Source organism: Thalassobacillus sp. C254 (assembly GCF_001310615.1).
Genome location: NZ_BAXQ01000001.1, coordinates 260715 through 273629, shown reverse-complemented (window position 1 = coordinate 273629; position 12915 = coordinate 260715). Strand labels below are relative to the sequence as shown.

The window sequence follows — 12915 nt, the reverse complement described above, 5'->3', positions numbered from 1 at the left end:
TAGAACGAGCGTATTATCTTGCAGTCATAGACCTCGCCCTCCAGATGAAGCTGCCAGAAATTGAAACTTGAAAAAAATAGTAATAAATGAAGAAAAAAAGCAAAAAAAGGATAAGCAGAAGGAAACAGAGGCAGTTCTAAAAACAAAGGTTGAGTTTGACACAAAGGAGGATCTTAATGTTTGACCAAATTGAATCTCGCTCATCCTTGATTACTGAAACTCAAAAAGTTTACCGGGATCTTTTATATGTATTCTCCAATCCTGGGCGAGTACGAGCATTAAACACGGAATACTATGACAATGATGATTCTTTAAAAAGTATAGGTACTTCAATGCTGCTATCTCAAACCTTACTCGATCAAGAAGTCTCTTATTATGTTCATGATCATTCGGAACTGAAAAAAGCTATTTCAGAGACTACATACGCGAAACATACTCCTGTAAAGGAAGCACAATATTTATTTTTTTATGAGAATTATGAAATTGATCTTAATAGTTTAGAGAGAGAGCTTAATGTGGGTACACTTGCATCTCCTGAAACGAGCAGCACCTTGATCATTAGGGTTGATGGTTATGACAAAACAAGATATAGATTGACAGGACCAGGAATAAATAAAGAAATTTTTATGGCCATTACCGGTCTGAACGAGAAATGGATGGAAGTAAGAGAGAGGATCAACAAAGAATTTCCGTTAGGGATAGACTTTATTTTCTATACAGAAGAAGGGGAAATATGTGCTCTGCCCAGAACAACAACAATTACAAAAATGAGGTGAACACATGGCTTATGTAGCAGTTACAGGAGGACAAGAGGCTATTGAGGAAGCAGAAAAACTAGTTAAGTCCTATCGGTTGACAAATTCCGAGTTTCCTTTGGATCCTTCTCATATTCAAAAACAAATGAGGCTCCTGATAGACAGAGTCATGAGTGAAGCGGGAATGTATAGTCCGTCTCTTGCTGCTTTAGCGCTAAAGCAAGGAGAAGGAGATACGTTTGAAGCAGTTTTTCTGCTGAGAGCATACCGATCAACATTAGAAAGAAACCATTATTCAGAGCCGGTAGATACGAATGGTATGCGAGTGATTCGTAGAATTTCTTCCTCGTTTAAAGACGTTCCTGGAGGACAAGTATTGGGTCCTACGTATGATTACACTCACAGACTGCTAAATTTCGACTTAACAAATGAACAAATAGAAGATTTTCTTCATGATGATATAGATCCTACGGAATGGGAAAATGAGGAAGCGATATTTCAAAAAGTAATAGATATCCTTCGTAATGAAGAATTGGTAGAAAAGACATCCTCCTCAACAAGTAAAGAACCGTTTGATATCACAAGGGATAATATGTCCTTTCCGGCCCCCCGTTCTGCAAGGCTGCAAACGTTAGCCCGAGGTGAAACAGGAGCTATGATGGCTCTTGCCTATAGCAGTATGAGAGGGTTCGGCGCAGTCCACCCGACGATAGCAGAGCTTCGAGTAGGGTATGTCCCTGTGTATATTCCTCATCCTTTCCAGCCGGGGGAAAAAGTGTATGCAGGAGAGGTACTGGTTACTGAAGTGGAAACGATTAATAGATTTGAAGAAAACAAAAGCACAGGTAATGTGGAATTTACTCTAGGATATGGGTTTTGCTTTGGCCAGAACGAATTAAAAGCGATCTCAATGGCGATTTTGGATCGAAGTATTACAGACGGGGGAAGTTCTCCTGCAGAACAGGAAGAGTTTGTGTTAACTCACATAGACAGTGTGGAAGCAAATGGTTTTGTCTCTCATTTGAAGCTCCCCCATTATGTTACCTTTCAATCCGCATTGGATCGAATTAGAAATGCCAAGGATGAAGATGAATAGGGGGCATAAGGATGAGTAAGATTGCAAAGCAGCCAAAAAGAAAGCCTTATAATTATGCGTTTCTGGATGAAGCTTCTAAAAAGGAAATAAGAAGAAAAACGTTAAAAGCGGTCGCTATTCCAGGGTATCAAGTGCCCTTTGCATCTCGGGAATTGCCCATTGGACGAGGATGGGGAACGGGAGGCCTTCAATTAACGTTATCGTTACTTGGAGACGAAGACTTTGTAAAAGTGATTGACCAAGGCAGTGATGACAGTGTTAACGCAGTCAGTATTCGAAAACTTATCAATGACACAACAAATGCCGGGACTGCCACGGACACCACCAAAGCAACGATTATTCAATCAAGGCACCGTATTCCAGAAGAACCATTAAATAATAATCAAGTATTAATCCTGCAAGTGCCCAAGCCTGAGCCTTTACGCAAAGTAGAGCCGAGAGAAGAAGTGACAAAAAGACAGCACGCTGAAAAAGATTATACGGCTATGTGGCTGGAAGTTTATGAAGACATTGTACGTTGGGGTAACAGCGTGTATGGTGCAGATTATCCTGTACTCGTTAATAACAGGTATGTCATGGCCCCAAGCCCCATTCCGAGATGGGACAATCCAAAACTTCACCAGTCATCTTTTTTAACCTTGCTTGGCGCAGGTCGAGAAAAAAGATATATGCTGTCCCGCCTTATACGAATGTTGTCCCGTTACAATTCGAGGATCATCCTTTTGAAATTGAAAGGTTTGAGGGGAAGAAATGTAAACACTGTGGCTGCTCACATTCTTTTCTTGAAGAAACAATGGATAAAAAAACAAACGAGATCCTCTACCAGTGCTCAGATACTGCTTATTGTGGAAAGCGAAGAAGTGAACCAGGAGGGAAAGTGAATGAATAAGATCCAAAGCAGGGAATCGCATGCATCGAAGGTTTCTTACTTGCAGGAAGAACCTTTACTGCAAGTAAGAAACTCATAAAAAAATATGGTGATGGATGTGAAAGCTGCAGGAATAGAAAAGGATTCTCGTTTCAAGGTAATCGTTGTTCTGGTTGTCAAACAATATGGGCCTGCCGCGATATCAATTTTGATCTCTATCATGGTGAGATCCTAGGCATTGTAGGAGAAAGCGGATCAGGAAAAAGTACTCTCGTACGCTCTCTTTACTTGGAAGAGATACCAACAAATGGGGAAATGTTTGTCCAAACTTTTGAACATGGCAAGGAAAATGTGTTTACAACCTCTGCTCAAAAGCAAAGGGAGCTTCGAAATCATCATATGGGTATGGTTTACCAAAATCCATACCTGGGCTTACGGATGGACTATTCAAGTGGAGGCAACATTGCTGAAAAATTAATCGCAGCAGACTGCTATCATGTCGGACACATACGAAAGCGTGCTGTAGAACTGTTAGAAAGAGTAGAAATCAGCCGTGTAAGAATGGACGAGCCTCCCAAGAATTTCAGTGGGGGGATGCAGCAAAGAGTCCAAATTTCAAAAGCTCTCGCCAATGAGCCGCCTATGCTATTACTTGATGAAGTAACCACCGGCCTAGATTTATCTGTTCAGGCAAAAGTTCTTGATTTAATTCGCTCTCTGCAAAAAGAACTGAAGGTTTCAATGATCGTGGTTTCTCATGATTTAAGTGTTATCCGAATGCTTACGGACAGGACACTTGTTCTCCATCAAGGAGGGATCGTTGAGGAAGGCCTGACAGATCAAATACTGGAAGATCCTCAGCACGAATATACAAAGCTGCTTGTTCATTCTCTTATATAGAAAGGAAATGAAGATATGTTAGAGGTAAAATCATTAAACAAAACATTCACGGGTAGCGATGGTTCTATGATTCAGCCTGTCAAAGATTTAACCTTTTCCTTAGACGAGGGAACATGCCTTGGGATTGCCGGACCAAGCGGTGTAGGGAAATCTTCTATTTTAAAATGTATTTATCGAACCTATCTTTCAAGCAAAGGAAGTATACACTATCAATCCCAACAGCAAGGATGGGTAGATCTTGTTTCTGCCAGCGAACGGCAAATCATTCTTTGCGAAAGAAAGAAATCAGTTATGTTTCTCAATTTTTGAGAGTCATACCAAGAGTAAGTGCCATTGATGCTGTCGCAGATGAATTGGAAGGCGAGAAAATAAGTAAAGAGGATAGGAAAGATAAAGCAGCTGTTATTTTAGAGAAGCTAGGTATAGAAAGGAAGCTTTTTAACATGTATCCTTCCACGTTCAGCGGGGGAGAAAAGCAGCGTATTAACATTGCTAAAGCTCTTATCAAGCAGCCAAGACTGCTCTTACTTGATGAACCTACCGCTTCATTGGATAAAGAGATGGAGAAAAAAGTGCTGAAGCTTTTAGTAGACGTAAAAAAAGAAGGCACAGCTGTCATCGGTGTGTTTCATGATTGGGACACAATGGCTCATTTATCAGATCAACTATTGGACTTGACACCTGTTCAAGAAACTATCGAATAAAGGAGAATGAGGATGATTAATAACGTTAGAATCATTAACGGTACCATTGTAACCCCCTCAGCTGAAATTTCACAAGGGACCATAGAAATTGAAAATGGAATGATCACTTCTATTCTGCCTCATTCTAGGTCTACAGGAGCCAGCCATGAAATCGACGCTTCAGGAAAATGGATTCTTCCAGGTTTAATAGACAGCCATAGTGACGCCATAGAAATGGAGATGCAGCCTAGACCCACTACCATCTTTCCTGCAAAACAAGCTTTTCTTGAACTTGAAAAAAAGTTAGTTGCACAAGGAATTACAACTACCTACCACTCGTTAAGCATGCTTGAGGATCCCAAAAAATGGGTTAGAAAAAATGAAAACGTAATTGCCCTTCTAGAAGAGATTAGGAACTTGACTAATTCTAACAGGCTAATGAACCATTTCATTCATTTAAGGTTTGAAATTACAAATTTTGTAGGAGCAGAATTTGTAAAAGGATTTCTGAAAGAAGAGAAAATAGACCAGCTTTCTTTTATGGATCATACTCCAGGGCAGGGACAGTACCGTGATCTGGAAGTACAAAAACGATACATGATGGGGAAACAAAATTTAACAGAGAAAGAGATAGAGCATTGGTTAGAGCATAAGAAAAGCATGGGGAAAGTAAACCCTGCAGTATTGTCAGATATTGCCCGCTTAGCAGAAGAGAAGGGGGTTCCCCTAGCATCACACGATGATGACACGATTGAAAAAGTAGAATTAGCACAAAGTTGGAATGCAGTTATAAGTGAATTTCCGATTACCCTAGAGGTAGCTTCCGAAGCTAAAAGAAGAGGGATGGCGGTTGCAATGGGAGCTCCAAACGTATTACTTGGCCGTTCCCACAGTAATAATCTATCAGCCAGGGAAGCAATAATAAACAAAGCAGTGGATATACTTTGTTCCGATTACTATCCACCTTCATTATTACAATCTATTTTCTTTCTTCACACTGAACTGGGGATACCGCTTCCTCAAGCTGTTAACATGGTAACGATCAATCCCGCAGAGGCTCTGGGCATCGGTAAGCAGACAGGTTCTCTTGAGGAAGGAAAAAATGCAGATATTATTATGGTAGATCTTCAAGACTCTTATCCAATAGTCGAGCAGGTCTTTGTGAAAGGAAAACAAGTCTGTGAAATGAGATACGGACTTACCCCATATAACAAAGTTGAGGAGGGGTTATTGTGATTACCAACCCTGTAGGCGTTACTATTCCTAACTACAAGGATGTTGCTGATTTACATTTATTAGAGGAAAAGCTGGTAAAGGTAAGTGAAATGGGTTTTACTGCCGTAGAACTTCCAATTCAGGGAATGGAGCTGATTAGAAACGGAGAAGTAAATAAGGGCAAGCTTAAAAGCTACCAATCTCTTCTTGGTGATTTTCATTTGTCTTATTCCTTCCATGCTCCTCATTCTTTAAACCTGTTTAATAAACAACAAAAAGGTAACCTTGAAGAAGAGGTCCTTCTAGCATCAATAGAAATTGCATCATGCCTGCAAGGAAAAACATTAGTATATCACCCAGGGAGGTATATAGCAGAAGAGAGTTTTCTATATCCAAGAGACTGGGTTGAGTACACATGTGAGGAAAAAGCTCGTTTTCTTGAAGAGGAGTGTTCTGTTCTAACAAAAGCAGCAAACGACGCAGCTAAAGGTAACCTGCAGATTGCTCTGGAAAACATGAGACCTTTTCTTGACCACAAATCTTACTGTTATGCTGTAAATCCTATGGAGTTAGTTTCACAGGTAAGGGAAATCGGGAAACCAAACGTAGGAATGACACTGGATATTGGCCATTTGTATTTAGCTTGTCCTTTTTATGACTTTTCCTTAGAAAATGTTCTGACTGAAATATCCCCCTACGTCATACATATGCACATTCACGATAATTTTGGGAAGGCATCCTACTCTACAGAAAAAAACCAACATGAACTAATCCCTCAGGGAAGAGGGGACATGCATATGCCGATTGGAAATGGTGATGTTCCTTTTGAGGTAATAAAGGAAATAACAATGAAGGAATATAAAGGCATGTTTATTCATGAACTAAGAAATATATATGAGAAAGACTGGCCCGAAGTCATTTCAAGATGGAAGGCGAATGAAGCAAGCTTTGTTTCAAAGGTTCGTGACTAACAATTAATTTAGGCTGTCGGAGATAGGGTCTCCGGCAGTCGTTTTTTTGTTTACAGCAAAAGATACGCTTATCTTTACGTAAAATTAAAAATATTAACAACATACTTACCTGGACTCAAATATAGGTTAATAGCCGTGTGCTAATATTCTTTGTGGATGGGCGGATAGAGAAGATAATAGATTAAATCTCGTTTGTCTGCTGTAAAATTTGGATGGAGGTTAGATACATGGGTGAGGCAGTCCTGGAAATCAAAGATCTTAAAAAAGTGTATGGTGATGGAACAGAAGCGTTAAAGGGAATTACTTCAAGGATTGGAAAAGGAGAGCTTATTGCAATTATCGGTCCAAGCGGGGCAGGGAAAAGTACATTTTTACGGTCTATTAACAGATTAAACGAGCCGACAAGCGGAGAGATTATTTTCAATAATGAAAATATATTAAAGATAAAAGGAAAGAAGCTGCGATCAGTCAGAAGACAAATCGGCATGGTTTTTCAAGGGTATAACCTGATCAAAAGATCTACGACTGTACAAAACGTTCTTCACGGGCGATTAGGTTACATGTCTACGATTAAGGGAGGGTTAGGCCGATATAGTAAGGATGATACAAAAAAAGCGATTGATATATTAGTGCGAGTAGGTCTCAAAGACCAGGCATTTAAACGAGCAGATGAACTTAGCGGGGGTCAGCAGCAACGAGTAGGTATTGCTAGAGCTATTGCTCAAAACCCATCAATCCTACTAGCTGATGAGCCGATTGCAAGCCTGGATCCAACTTCCTCAGAAAATGTCATGACCTATTTAAAGCAAATATCCCAAGAGGATGACATTACTACAATTGTCAATCTGCATCAAGTGGATTTTGCTAAAGAATTTGCAGACCGCATTATCGGGATTAAGGGCGGAAGTATCGTTTTCGATGGAAAGCCAAAAGAGTTAACAAATGGAATAACAGAAATGATTTACAAGGCATAAGAAAGGAGGATATTTTGCATGAGTATGCCAGCTGAAAAAGTAGTCAAACAAAGGGAAAAACTGAGCTCCTCTTCGGTAGATTTAGAGGGAATATATCAAGACTACGTAAGAAGAAAAAAGATGATTGCAAAAAATAGAGCATTAACCCTTTCTATTATTTTAGCAGCTATTATCTGGGCTTGGATTGAAACAAACTTCAGTATACTGTACCTGTTTTCTGGCGCTTCAAACATTTTTACATTTCTCTTTACAGATCTCCTTCCGCCAGATTTTTCAGCGATCTCCATGTTTATTATGCCTGCTTTAGACACGATTTATATGAGCTATGTTGGCATGATCGTATCAGTAGTGTTTTCTTTGTTTTTTGGGGTTCTTGCTGCAAAAAATACAACGTTCCATCCGCTCTTAGGGTTCACTAGTCGATCTGTCATTTCATTTTTAAGAGCAGTCCCAGCCATTGTATGGGGGATCATTCTTGTTTCTGCCATCGGATTAGGACCTTTTGCAGGAACAATAGCTATTGGTCTTTCAGGAATTGGTATTTTAGGGAAAGCGTATGCTGATCTAATTGAAGAAATTGACATGGGACAAGTGGAAGCTGTCAGATCCACGGGCGCAGCTGGTTTCAAGTGATTGGACAAGCAGTATGGCCTCAGTTTAAATCGGGGTTTGTCGGATGGTCTTTATACAAGCTGGACTTAAATATTCGTGAAGCGGCCGTTTTGGGCATGATTGGGGCAGGCGGGATCGGCTTGGCCTTAAGTGAAAGAATTAGCTTATTCCACTACCAACAAGCAGCGGTTGGGATCCTTATGATCTTTGCCTTGATTCTGTTGGTTGAATTTACCACAGCAAAGATTAGGGAGAGGATTTTATGAGTAACCATGTTCCGAGTCCAATAAAGGCAGAAAAAGAACGAACCACAAAGCAGTTGATCGGTATCGTTGCAGTGGTGTTCTTTTTCTTTAGTATCTTGCAGCTCAATATTGTTCCAGCCAGAATGCTAGCGGCTTTTGATGGATTTTCACACATCCTTGGGACCATGCTTCCTCCAGTGATAGATGAGCCTATTAATATTTTTTCCGCTGCTCTTGAGTCATTACAGGTAGCGATTATGGGCACTTTAATTGGCATTGTATTTTCGGTAGTTTTAGCTCTATTTGCAGCCAAAAATCTTGCTCCACACTGGTCTATCAGCTACGGTATCAAAGGCTTTGCTGCATTCGTAAGAGCGGTTCCTGCATTAATTTGGGCTCTTCTTTTTATCGTTGCGGTTGGGTTAGGACCACACCGGGGATCCTGGCTTTAGCAGTAAATAGCATAGGAATGCTTGTCAAAGTCTATGCAGAGAACCTAGAAGAGATAGATATGGGTGTTGTAGAAGCATTGCAAGCAGCAGGGGCCTCCAAATTTCAAGTCATCACCCAGGCAATCATGCCTACAATCATGAGCGCTTTTATATCCTGGTCTGTTTTCCGCTTTGATATAAATATTCGCTACGCTGCTGTTCTTGGGGTGGTGGGGGCTGGCGGAATCGGATGGGAACTTGTCAGAGCTTCCCGTCTCCTTGCTTATGATCAAATGCTTGCTATTACATTAGTTATTTTTGCCATGATCTTAACAATAGAAATGATTACGAGATTTTTGAAACAAAGAGCTGATACTGTCACGTCCAAAGCTATGAGTTAAGAAGGTGATGAGATGAATATAAAATTGATTATAACTGATATTGATGGAACTTTACTCCGTAATGATCATTCACTCACGAAAAGAACGGTAAAGGTCTTTGGAGAATGGAGAAGGCAAGGAGCTAAGGTCATGCTTGCCACCGGCCGGCATCCAGTTTCCTGCAGAAGTTTAGCGAAGCAGCTTAACTTAGAAGATCCTGTGATTTCGTTAAACGGCGGGTGTGTATTTGATCCAAGAAGCGATGAAATTTTTTATCAAGAAGGGTTAGAAATGGAAGATTTACATCCATTTATTGAATGGGCCAGGCCACTAAAACAGGCATATCACCTTAATACGATCAAAGGTTGTTTCACTGATACTGAGAAGATCGGTCATTTTGAACATCTTCAACAAATAAAAGATGTTACCACGATAAAAGACCCCGTAATGAAAATGGCAATTACAGGTGCAGAAGAAAAGCTGAACAGTATTTTTGATGAAGTGTGCTCTATCGAAACAACTCATCGAATTGTTAGAAGCGGAGAAGACACAATTGATGTTATGCCGTCTCACGTTAATAAAGGAGCAGCTATGAGAACTATATGTGAAAGGCTAGGCATTCATCCAAACGAGGTGATTGCTTTTGGAAACTACTTTAACGATAGGGAAATGATTCGCGAAGCAGGGATCGGGGTCGTAATGAATAACGCTCCGAGCGCCTTGAAAGCTGAAGCAGACATCATAGCTCTATCAAATGAGGAAGAAGGAGTAGCTGACATTCTTGAAGCTATGCTGGGAGAAAAGCCTTTCAAAAATACAGCAGCAGAGGCATAGGTTCTGCCTATTGTTTGAAATTTACATTATCTTATAAAAGAATACTGATTGTTGAACAAGTCTTAATTTTCCCTTAACATCTCTGTGTTACTTTTAAATTGTTACAAATACATAAGCCTTTGGGAGGGTTTGTCATGAAAAAGGAATATTTACTAAGCACTTGTTTGTTGGCTTCAGTCTTAATGATAACTGCTTGTGGTGGGGAAGAAAATCAAGAAGCGGGTGCTAACAGTACAGACCAAACTTCACAGACTGAAGGAAACGATGGTGGAAAGGATGAATCAGAAGACAGCTCGGACAGAGAAGACTGGCCAGATCCATTTGTTTATGGAATTTTGCCCGCTGAAGATCAACAAGTTCTTTCTAACCGGTATGAGCCTTTAGAAGAATATCTCGAAAATGAATTAGGGGTAGAAGTAGAATTCTTTCAAGGGACTGACTATAATGCCATGATTGAAGCGATGAGAAATGGACATATCCATGCAACTCACTACGGCCCCTTTTCTTATATTCTCGCAGCTGACAGGGGTAATGCCGAAGCATTTGCCATGGGAGTGGAGTCGGAAGATGAAGCAACCTATCAATCGTATATTGTTACCTTGGAAGACAATGGAATTGAGGAATTAGAGGATCTTGAAGGGGCAGATTTTGCATGGGTCGATGCAGCTTCAACCTCTGGTCATCTTTTTCCTAAGGGCCATATTATTAACGAGTTAGGTCTCTCGGCTGAAGAAGTTGATAATATGTTTGCCAATACGATATTTGCAGGGGGTCATGATACAGCCCTCTTGGCATTATTAAATGGAGATGTAGATGCAGCTGGAGTGGGTGATTTTATAGTAGAAAGAATCTCTGATACCCACGGTGATCATGACAACCTCGATCAAGTAAAAGTTATTGCTGAAACGGATGATATTCCACGGGGTCCAGATGCCATTCATGCGATCTGCCGGAAAGTTTTAAGGAAGCGGTGGCTGAAGCGTTCCACACTATGCATAAAGATCCATCCATGGAAGAATTTATGGAGGAATCTAATTATCAAGGCGGATTTTTACCTGTAGAAGATGAGGAATATGATATTATTCGTGAAACAGCCGATGCTTTAGAAATGTCACCTGAAGAATTATTGGAATAACTCAAACCATGTAAAAGGAATATTATATTTTTATCAGTAGGGTGCCTGGTCCTATTTTCAAAGGACTGGGTTCTCTTTTTACCATTCTAAGTAAATTTTTCCTTTTAAAGAAAAGAGGAGGTAAGGTCATGAACCTGAATGCTCTTATTGTTGATGAAGATGTTTCCCTGGTCACTATGCTTAAAAGATATCTTAAACAAGCTGGATTCACTGTAATAGTAGCAAGCGATGGTCAATCTGCGCTAAGTATATTAAGGAGTGGAAGCGTTGACGTTATTATCATGGATATAAAGGTACCCAAACTGAGCGGCCTTGAGTTTTGTAAGAAATTAAGACAAGGAAAGGTTTTCACTCCTATTTTTCTATTATCTTCAGAAGAAGATCACATTAATAAAGTGTTAAGTTTAGAGATCGGAGCTGATGCTTTCTTAACTAAGCCGATAAGTCCCAGAGAATTAGTGGCACGGGTAAGAGCGGTTTTGAGAAGAACAGCTCAACCCAAGACATTCAGGGGGAGGGCAATACTAGAAAGCTGGAAGTTGGGTCACTACATTTGTATCTTGATAGATATGAAGTGTATTTAAAAGATCAGTTGGTTAAGTTAACGTTAAAGGAGTTTGAGCTTCTGACTTATTTAGTTAGAAATAAGGATCGGGTACTTAGTAGAGAACATTTGTTAAATTTTGTATGGAACTATAGTTTTCCAAGTGATACAAGGATAGTTGACGTACACATAAGTCATTTAAGAGAAAAGATCGAGCCCAATCCGAAAAACCCCGTTTATATAAAACGGTAAGAGGGTTGGGATACAAAATGGAAGAACCGCTCTATCAGGAAAAAGAAATAGATCTATAAATTATCTGTTATAAGCTCTGTTGTATTTTACCGGATAAAGATATATTTTTTCTAAGTTTTTATCGGTACCAAGCAAGAATGACAACAAAAGTCTATGACTACAAAAAGGGAGATTATATGTTAGATCTTATTCAGTATATTCTGCTAGGAATTATTCAAGGGTTAACAGAACCCCTTCCTGTTTCCTCTAGTGGCCATTTAAGAATATTTTCCCACTTCTTTGGAATAGGGGTTCCGGACCTTCATCTTGAAACATTTCTAAATGCTGCTTCGCTGATTGCTGTATTTATTGTTTTTAAAAAGGATTTGACAGAGTTAATAACAGGAACAATCTCTTATGTTGCAAAAAGACGAGAAACAGATAAGGAGATGTTTCGCTTTAGCGTTCTCATCATTATTGGAACTATTCCTGCGGTAATAATAGGGGGTCTTTTTTACGATACTTTTGGAGCTGAATTTACACAACTTCACTATGTGGCGGCAGCTCTCTTGATAACTGGTATTGCTCTTTATATCATTCGAAAGCTGAGAGGGACAAAAGATGAAGGCAGATCACCATTACGGATGCGGTCATAGTCGGTATGGCACAGTCTTTTGCCCTTGCTCCTGGAATTAGCCGTTCCGGAGCTACCATAGTTGCTGCGTTAGCAAGGAAGTTTAATCCTGCTGCCGCATTGAAGTATTCTTTTTTCTTATCTATCCCAGCAAGTTTAGGCAGTGTCGTATTAACATTTGATGAAATTCTTGCGGCGTTTTCACAGCCTGGACAAATGCAGTTTTACATTTTATCTTTCCTGTTTGCACTAGGAGTGTCAATTTTAGCAATAAAACTGTTTATTGAAGTGGTTACAAGCGGCAAGCTGATTTACTTTGCGGTTTATTGCTTAAGTGTAGGTATTCTTTTATTGATATTTGCATAAGAATAGCACAAAAGAATGCAAGAGAATTATTTAAGAGCAGG

Annotated in this window: 14 protein-coding genes and 3 pseudogenes; all 17 read left to right on the top strand. The window is 39.9% G+C overall.

Translation table 11 applies throughout. The features are described from left to right. The first annotated feature begins 176 nt into the window (after window positions 1-176). The 17 genes and pseudogenes from phnH (at window position 177) to JCM19033_RS24845 (ending at window position 12874) form a co-directional block, all read left to right on the top strand. The gene (gene phnH / locus JCM19033_RS01590) at window positions 177-776 is read left to right on the top strand and encodes a phosphonate C-P lyase system protein PhnH (RefSeq protein WP_054635037.1); all 600 of its coding nucleotides are present in this window, start codon (window positions 177-179) and stop codon (window positions 774-776) included. Between the two features lie 4 nt (window positions 777-780). Further along, the gene (locus JCM19033_RS01585; RefSeq protein WP_054635036.1) at window positions 781-1851 is read left to right on the top strand and encodes a carbon-phosphorus lyase complex subunit PhnI; all 1071 of its coding nucleotides are present in this window, start codon (window positions 781-783) and stop codon (window positions 1849-1851) included. An 11-nt stretch (window positions 1852-1862) separates the two neighbouring features. Further along, window positions 1863-2740, top strand: a pseudogene (locus JCM19033_RS01580) (alpha-D-ribose 1-methylphosphonate 5-phosphate C-P-lyase PhnJ). 24 nt (window positions 2741-2764) lie between these two features. Continuing rightward, window positions 2765-3619 (top strand): ATP-binding cassette domain-containing protein, encoded by an 855-nt coding sequence (locus JCM19033_RS01575; protein ID WP_054635035.1) that lies wholly within the window; start codon window positions 2765-2767, stop codon window positions 3617-3619. Window positions 3620-3634: 15 nt separating this feature from the next. Beyond that, window positions 3635-3928: an ATP-binding cassette domain-containing protein gene (locus JCM19033_RS24855; RefSeq protein ID WP_054635034.1), complete on the top strand. Its 294-nt coding sequence runs from the start codon at window positions 3635-3637 to the stop codon at window positions 3926-3928. Beyond that, complete coding sequence (locus JCM19033_RS24850) at window positions 3925-4323, top strand: ATP-binding cassette domain-containing protein (protein WP_054635033.1); 399 nt, start codon at window positions 3925-3927, stop codon at window positions 4321-4323. Before JCM19033_RS24855 ends, JCM19033_RS24850 begins: the two co-directional genes overlap by 4 nt. A gap of 12 nt (window positions 4324-4335) precedes the next feature. Then, a complete protein-coding gene (gene phnM, locus JCM19033_RS01560) occupies window positions 4336-5538 on the top strand; it encodes a phosphonate metabolism protein PhnM (RefSeq protein WP_054635032.1) in 1203 nt (400 codons plus the stop codon). Then, a complete protein-coding gene (locus tag JCM19033_RS01555) occupies window positions 5535-6488 on the top strand; it encodes a sugar phosphate isomerase/epimerase (protein ID WP_054635031.1) in 954 nt (317 codons plus the stop codon). Before phnM ends, JCM19033_RS01555 begins: the two co-directional genes overlap by 4 nt. 227 nt (window positions 6489-6715) lie before the next feature. After that, complete coding sequence (gene phnC / locus JCM19033_RS01550; RefSeq protein WP_054635030.1) at window positions 6716-7462, top strand: phosphonate ABC transporter ATP-binding protein; 747 nt, start codon at window positions 6716-6718, stop codon at window positions 7460-7462. An 18-nt stretch (window positions 7463-7480) separates the two neighbouring features. After that, entirely contained in the window at window positions 7481-8095 is a 615-nt protein-coding gene (locus JCM19033_RS01545; protein ID WP_054635029.1) for an ABC transporter permease subunit, read from the top strand. After that, window positions 8092-8340 (top strand): hypothetical protein, encoded by a 249-nt coding sequence (locus tag JCM19033_RS01540; RefSeq protein WP_054635028.1) that lies wholly within the window; start codon window positions 8092-8094, stop codon window positions 8338-8340. The genes JCM19033_RS01545 and JCM19033_RS01540 overlap by 4 nt, the downstream gene beginning before the upstream one ends. Then, entirely contained in the window at window positions 8337-8771 is a 435-nt protein-coding gene (locus JCM19033_RS01535; RefSeq protein WP_054635027.1) for a hypothetical protein, read from the top strand. The genes JCM19033_RS01540 and JCM19033_RS01535 overlap by 4 nt, the downstream gene beginning before the upstream one ends. 17 nt (window positions 8772-8788) lie before the next feature. Next, window positions 8789-9151, top strand: a complete 363-nt coding sequence (locus JCM19033_RS01530) for an ABC transporter permease (RefSeq protein WP_054635026.1) — start codon at window positions 8789-8791, stop codon at window positions 9149-9151. Between the two features lie 12 nt (window positions 9152-9163). Further along, the gene (locus JCM19033_RS01525; RefSeq protein WP_054635025.1) at window positions 9164-9964 is read left to right on the top strand and encodes a Cof-type HAD-IIB family hydrolase; all 801 of its coding nucleotides are present in this window, start codon (window positions 9164-9166) and stop codon (window positions 9962-9964) included. Window positions 9965-10098: 134 nt separating this feature from the next. After that, window positions 10099-11025 (top strand): phosphate/phosphite/phosphonate ABC transporter substrate-binding protein, encoded by a 927-nt coding sequence (locus JCM19033_RS01520; RefSeq protein WP_054635024.1) that lies wholly within the window; start codon window positions 10099-10101, stop codon window positions 11023-11025. Window positions 11026-11227: 202 nt separating this feature from the next. Beyond that, a pseudogene (locus JCM19033_RS01515) lies at window positions 11228-11954 on the top strand (response regulator transcription factor). A gap of 78 nt (window positions 11955-12032) precedes the next feature. Beyond that, window positions 12033-12874 (top strand): annotated as a pseudogene (locus tag JCM19033_RS24845) (undecaprenyl-diphosphate phosphatase). Window positions 12875-12915: the final 41 nt, after the last annotated feature.

What these genes read in the sequence shown, in the direction of transcription:
- phnH (WP_054635037.1), top strand. Translation starts at nt 177, where the DNA reads ATGTTTGACCAAATTGAATCTCGCTCATCCTTGATTACTGAAACTCAA.
- JCM19033_RS01585 (WP_054635036.1), top strand. Translation starts at nt 781, where the DNA reads ATGGCTTATGTAGCAGTTACAGGAGGACAAGAGGCTATTGAGGAAGCA.
- JCM19033_RS24855 (WP_054635034.1), top strand. Translation starts at nt 3,635, where the DNA reads ATGTTAGAGGTAAAATCATTAAACAAAACATTCACGGGTAGCGATGGT.
- phnM (WP_054635032.1), top strand. Translation starts at nt 4,336, where the DNA reads ATGATTAATAACGTTAGAATCATTAACGGTACCATTGTAACCCCCTCA.
- phnC (WP_054635030.1), top strand. Translation starts at nt 6,716, where the DNA reads ATGGGTGAGGCAGTCCTGGAAATCAAAGATCTTAAAAAAGTGTATGGT.
- JCM19033_RS01545 (WP_054635029.1), top strand. Translation starts at nt 7,481, where the DNA reads ATGAGTATGCCAGCTGAAAAAGTAGTCAAACAAAGGGAAAAACTGAGC.
- JCM19033_RS01535 (WP_054635027.1), top strand. Translation starts at nt 8,337, where the DNA reads ATGAGTAACCATGTTCCGAGTCCAATAAAGGCAGAAAAAGAACGAACC.
- JCM19033_RS01530 (WP_054635026.1), top strand. Translation starts at nt 8,789, where the DNA reads ATGCTTGTCAAAGTCTATGCAGAGAACCTAGAAGAGATAGATATGGGT.
- JCM19033_RS01525 (WP_054635025.1), top strand. Translation starts at nt 9,164, where the DNA reads ATGAATATAAAATTGATTATAACTGATATTGATGGAACTTTACTCCGT.
- JCM19033_RS01520 (WP_054635024.1), top strand. Translation starts at nt 10,099, where the DNA reads ATGAAAAAGGAATATTTACTAAGCACTTGTTTGTTGGCTTCAGTCTTA.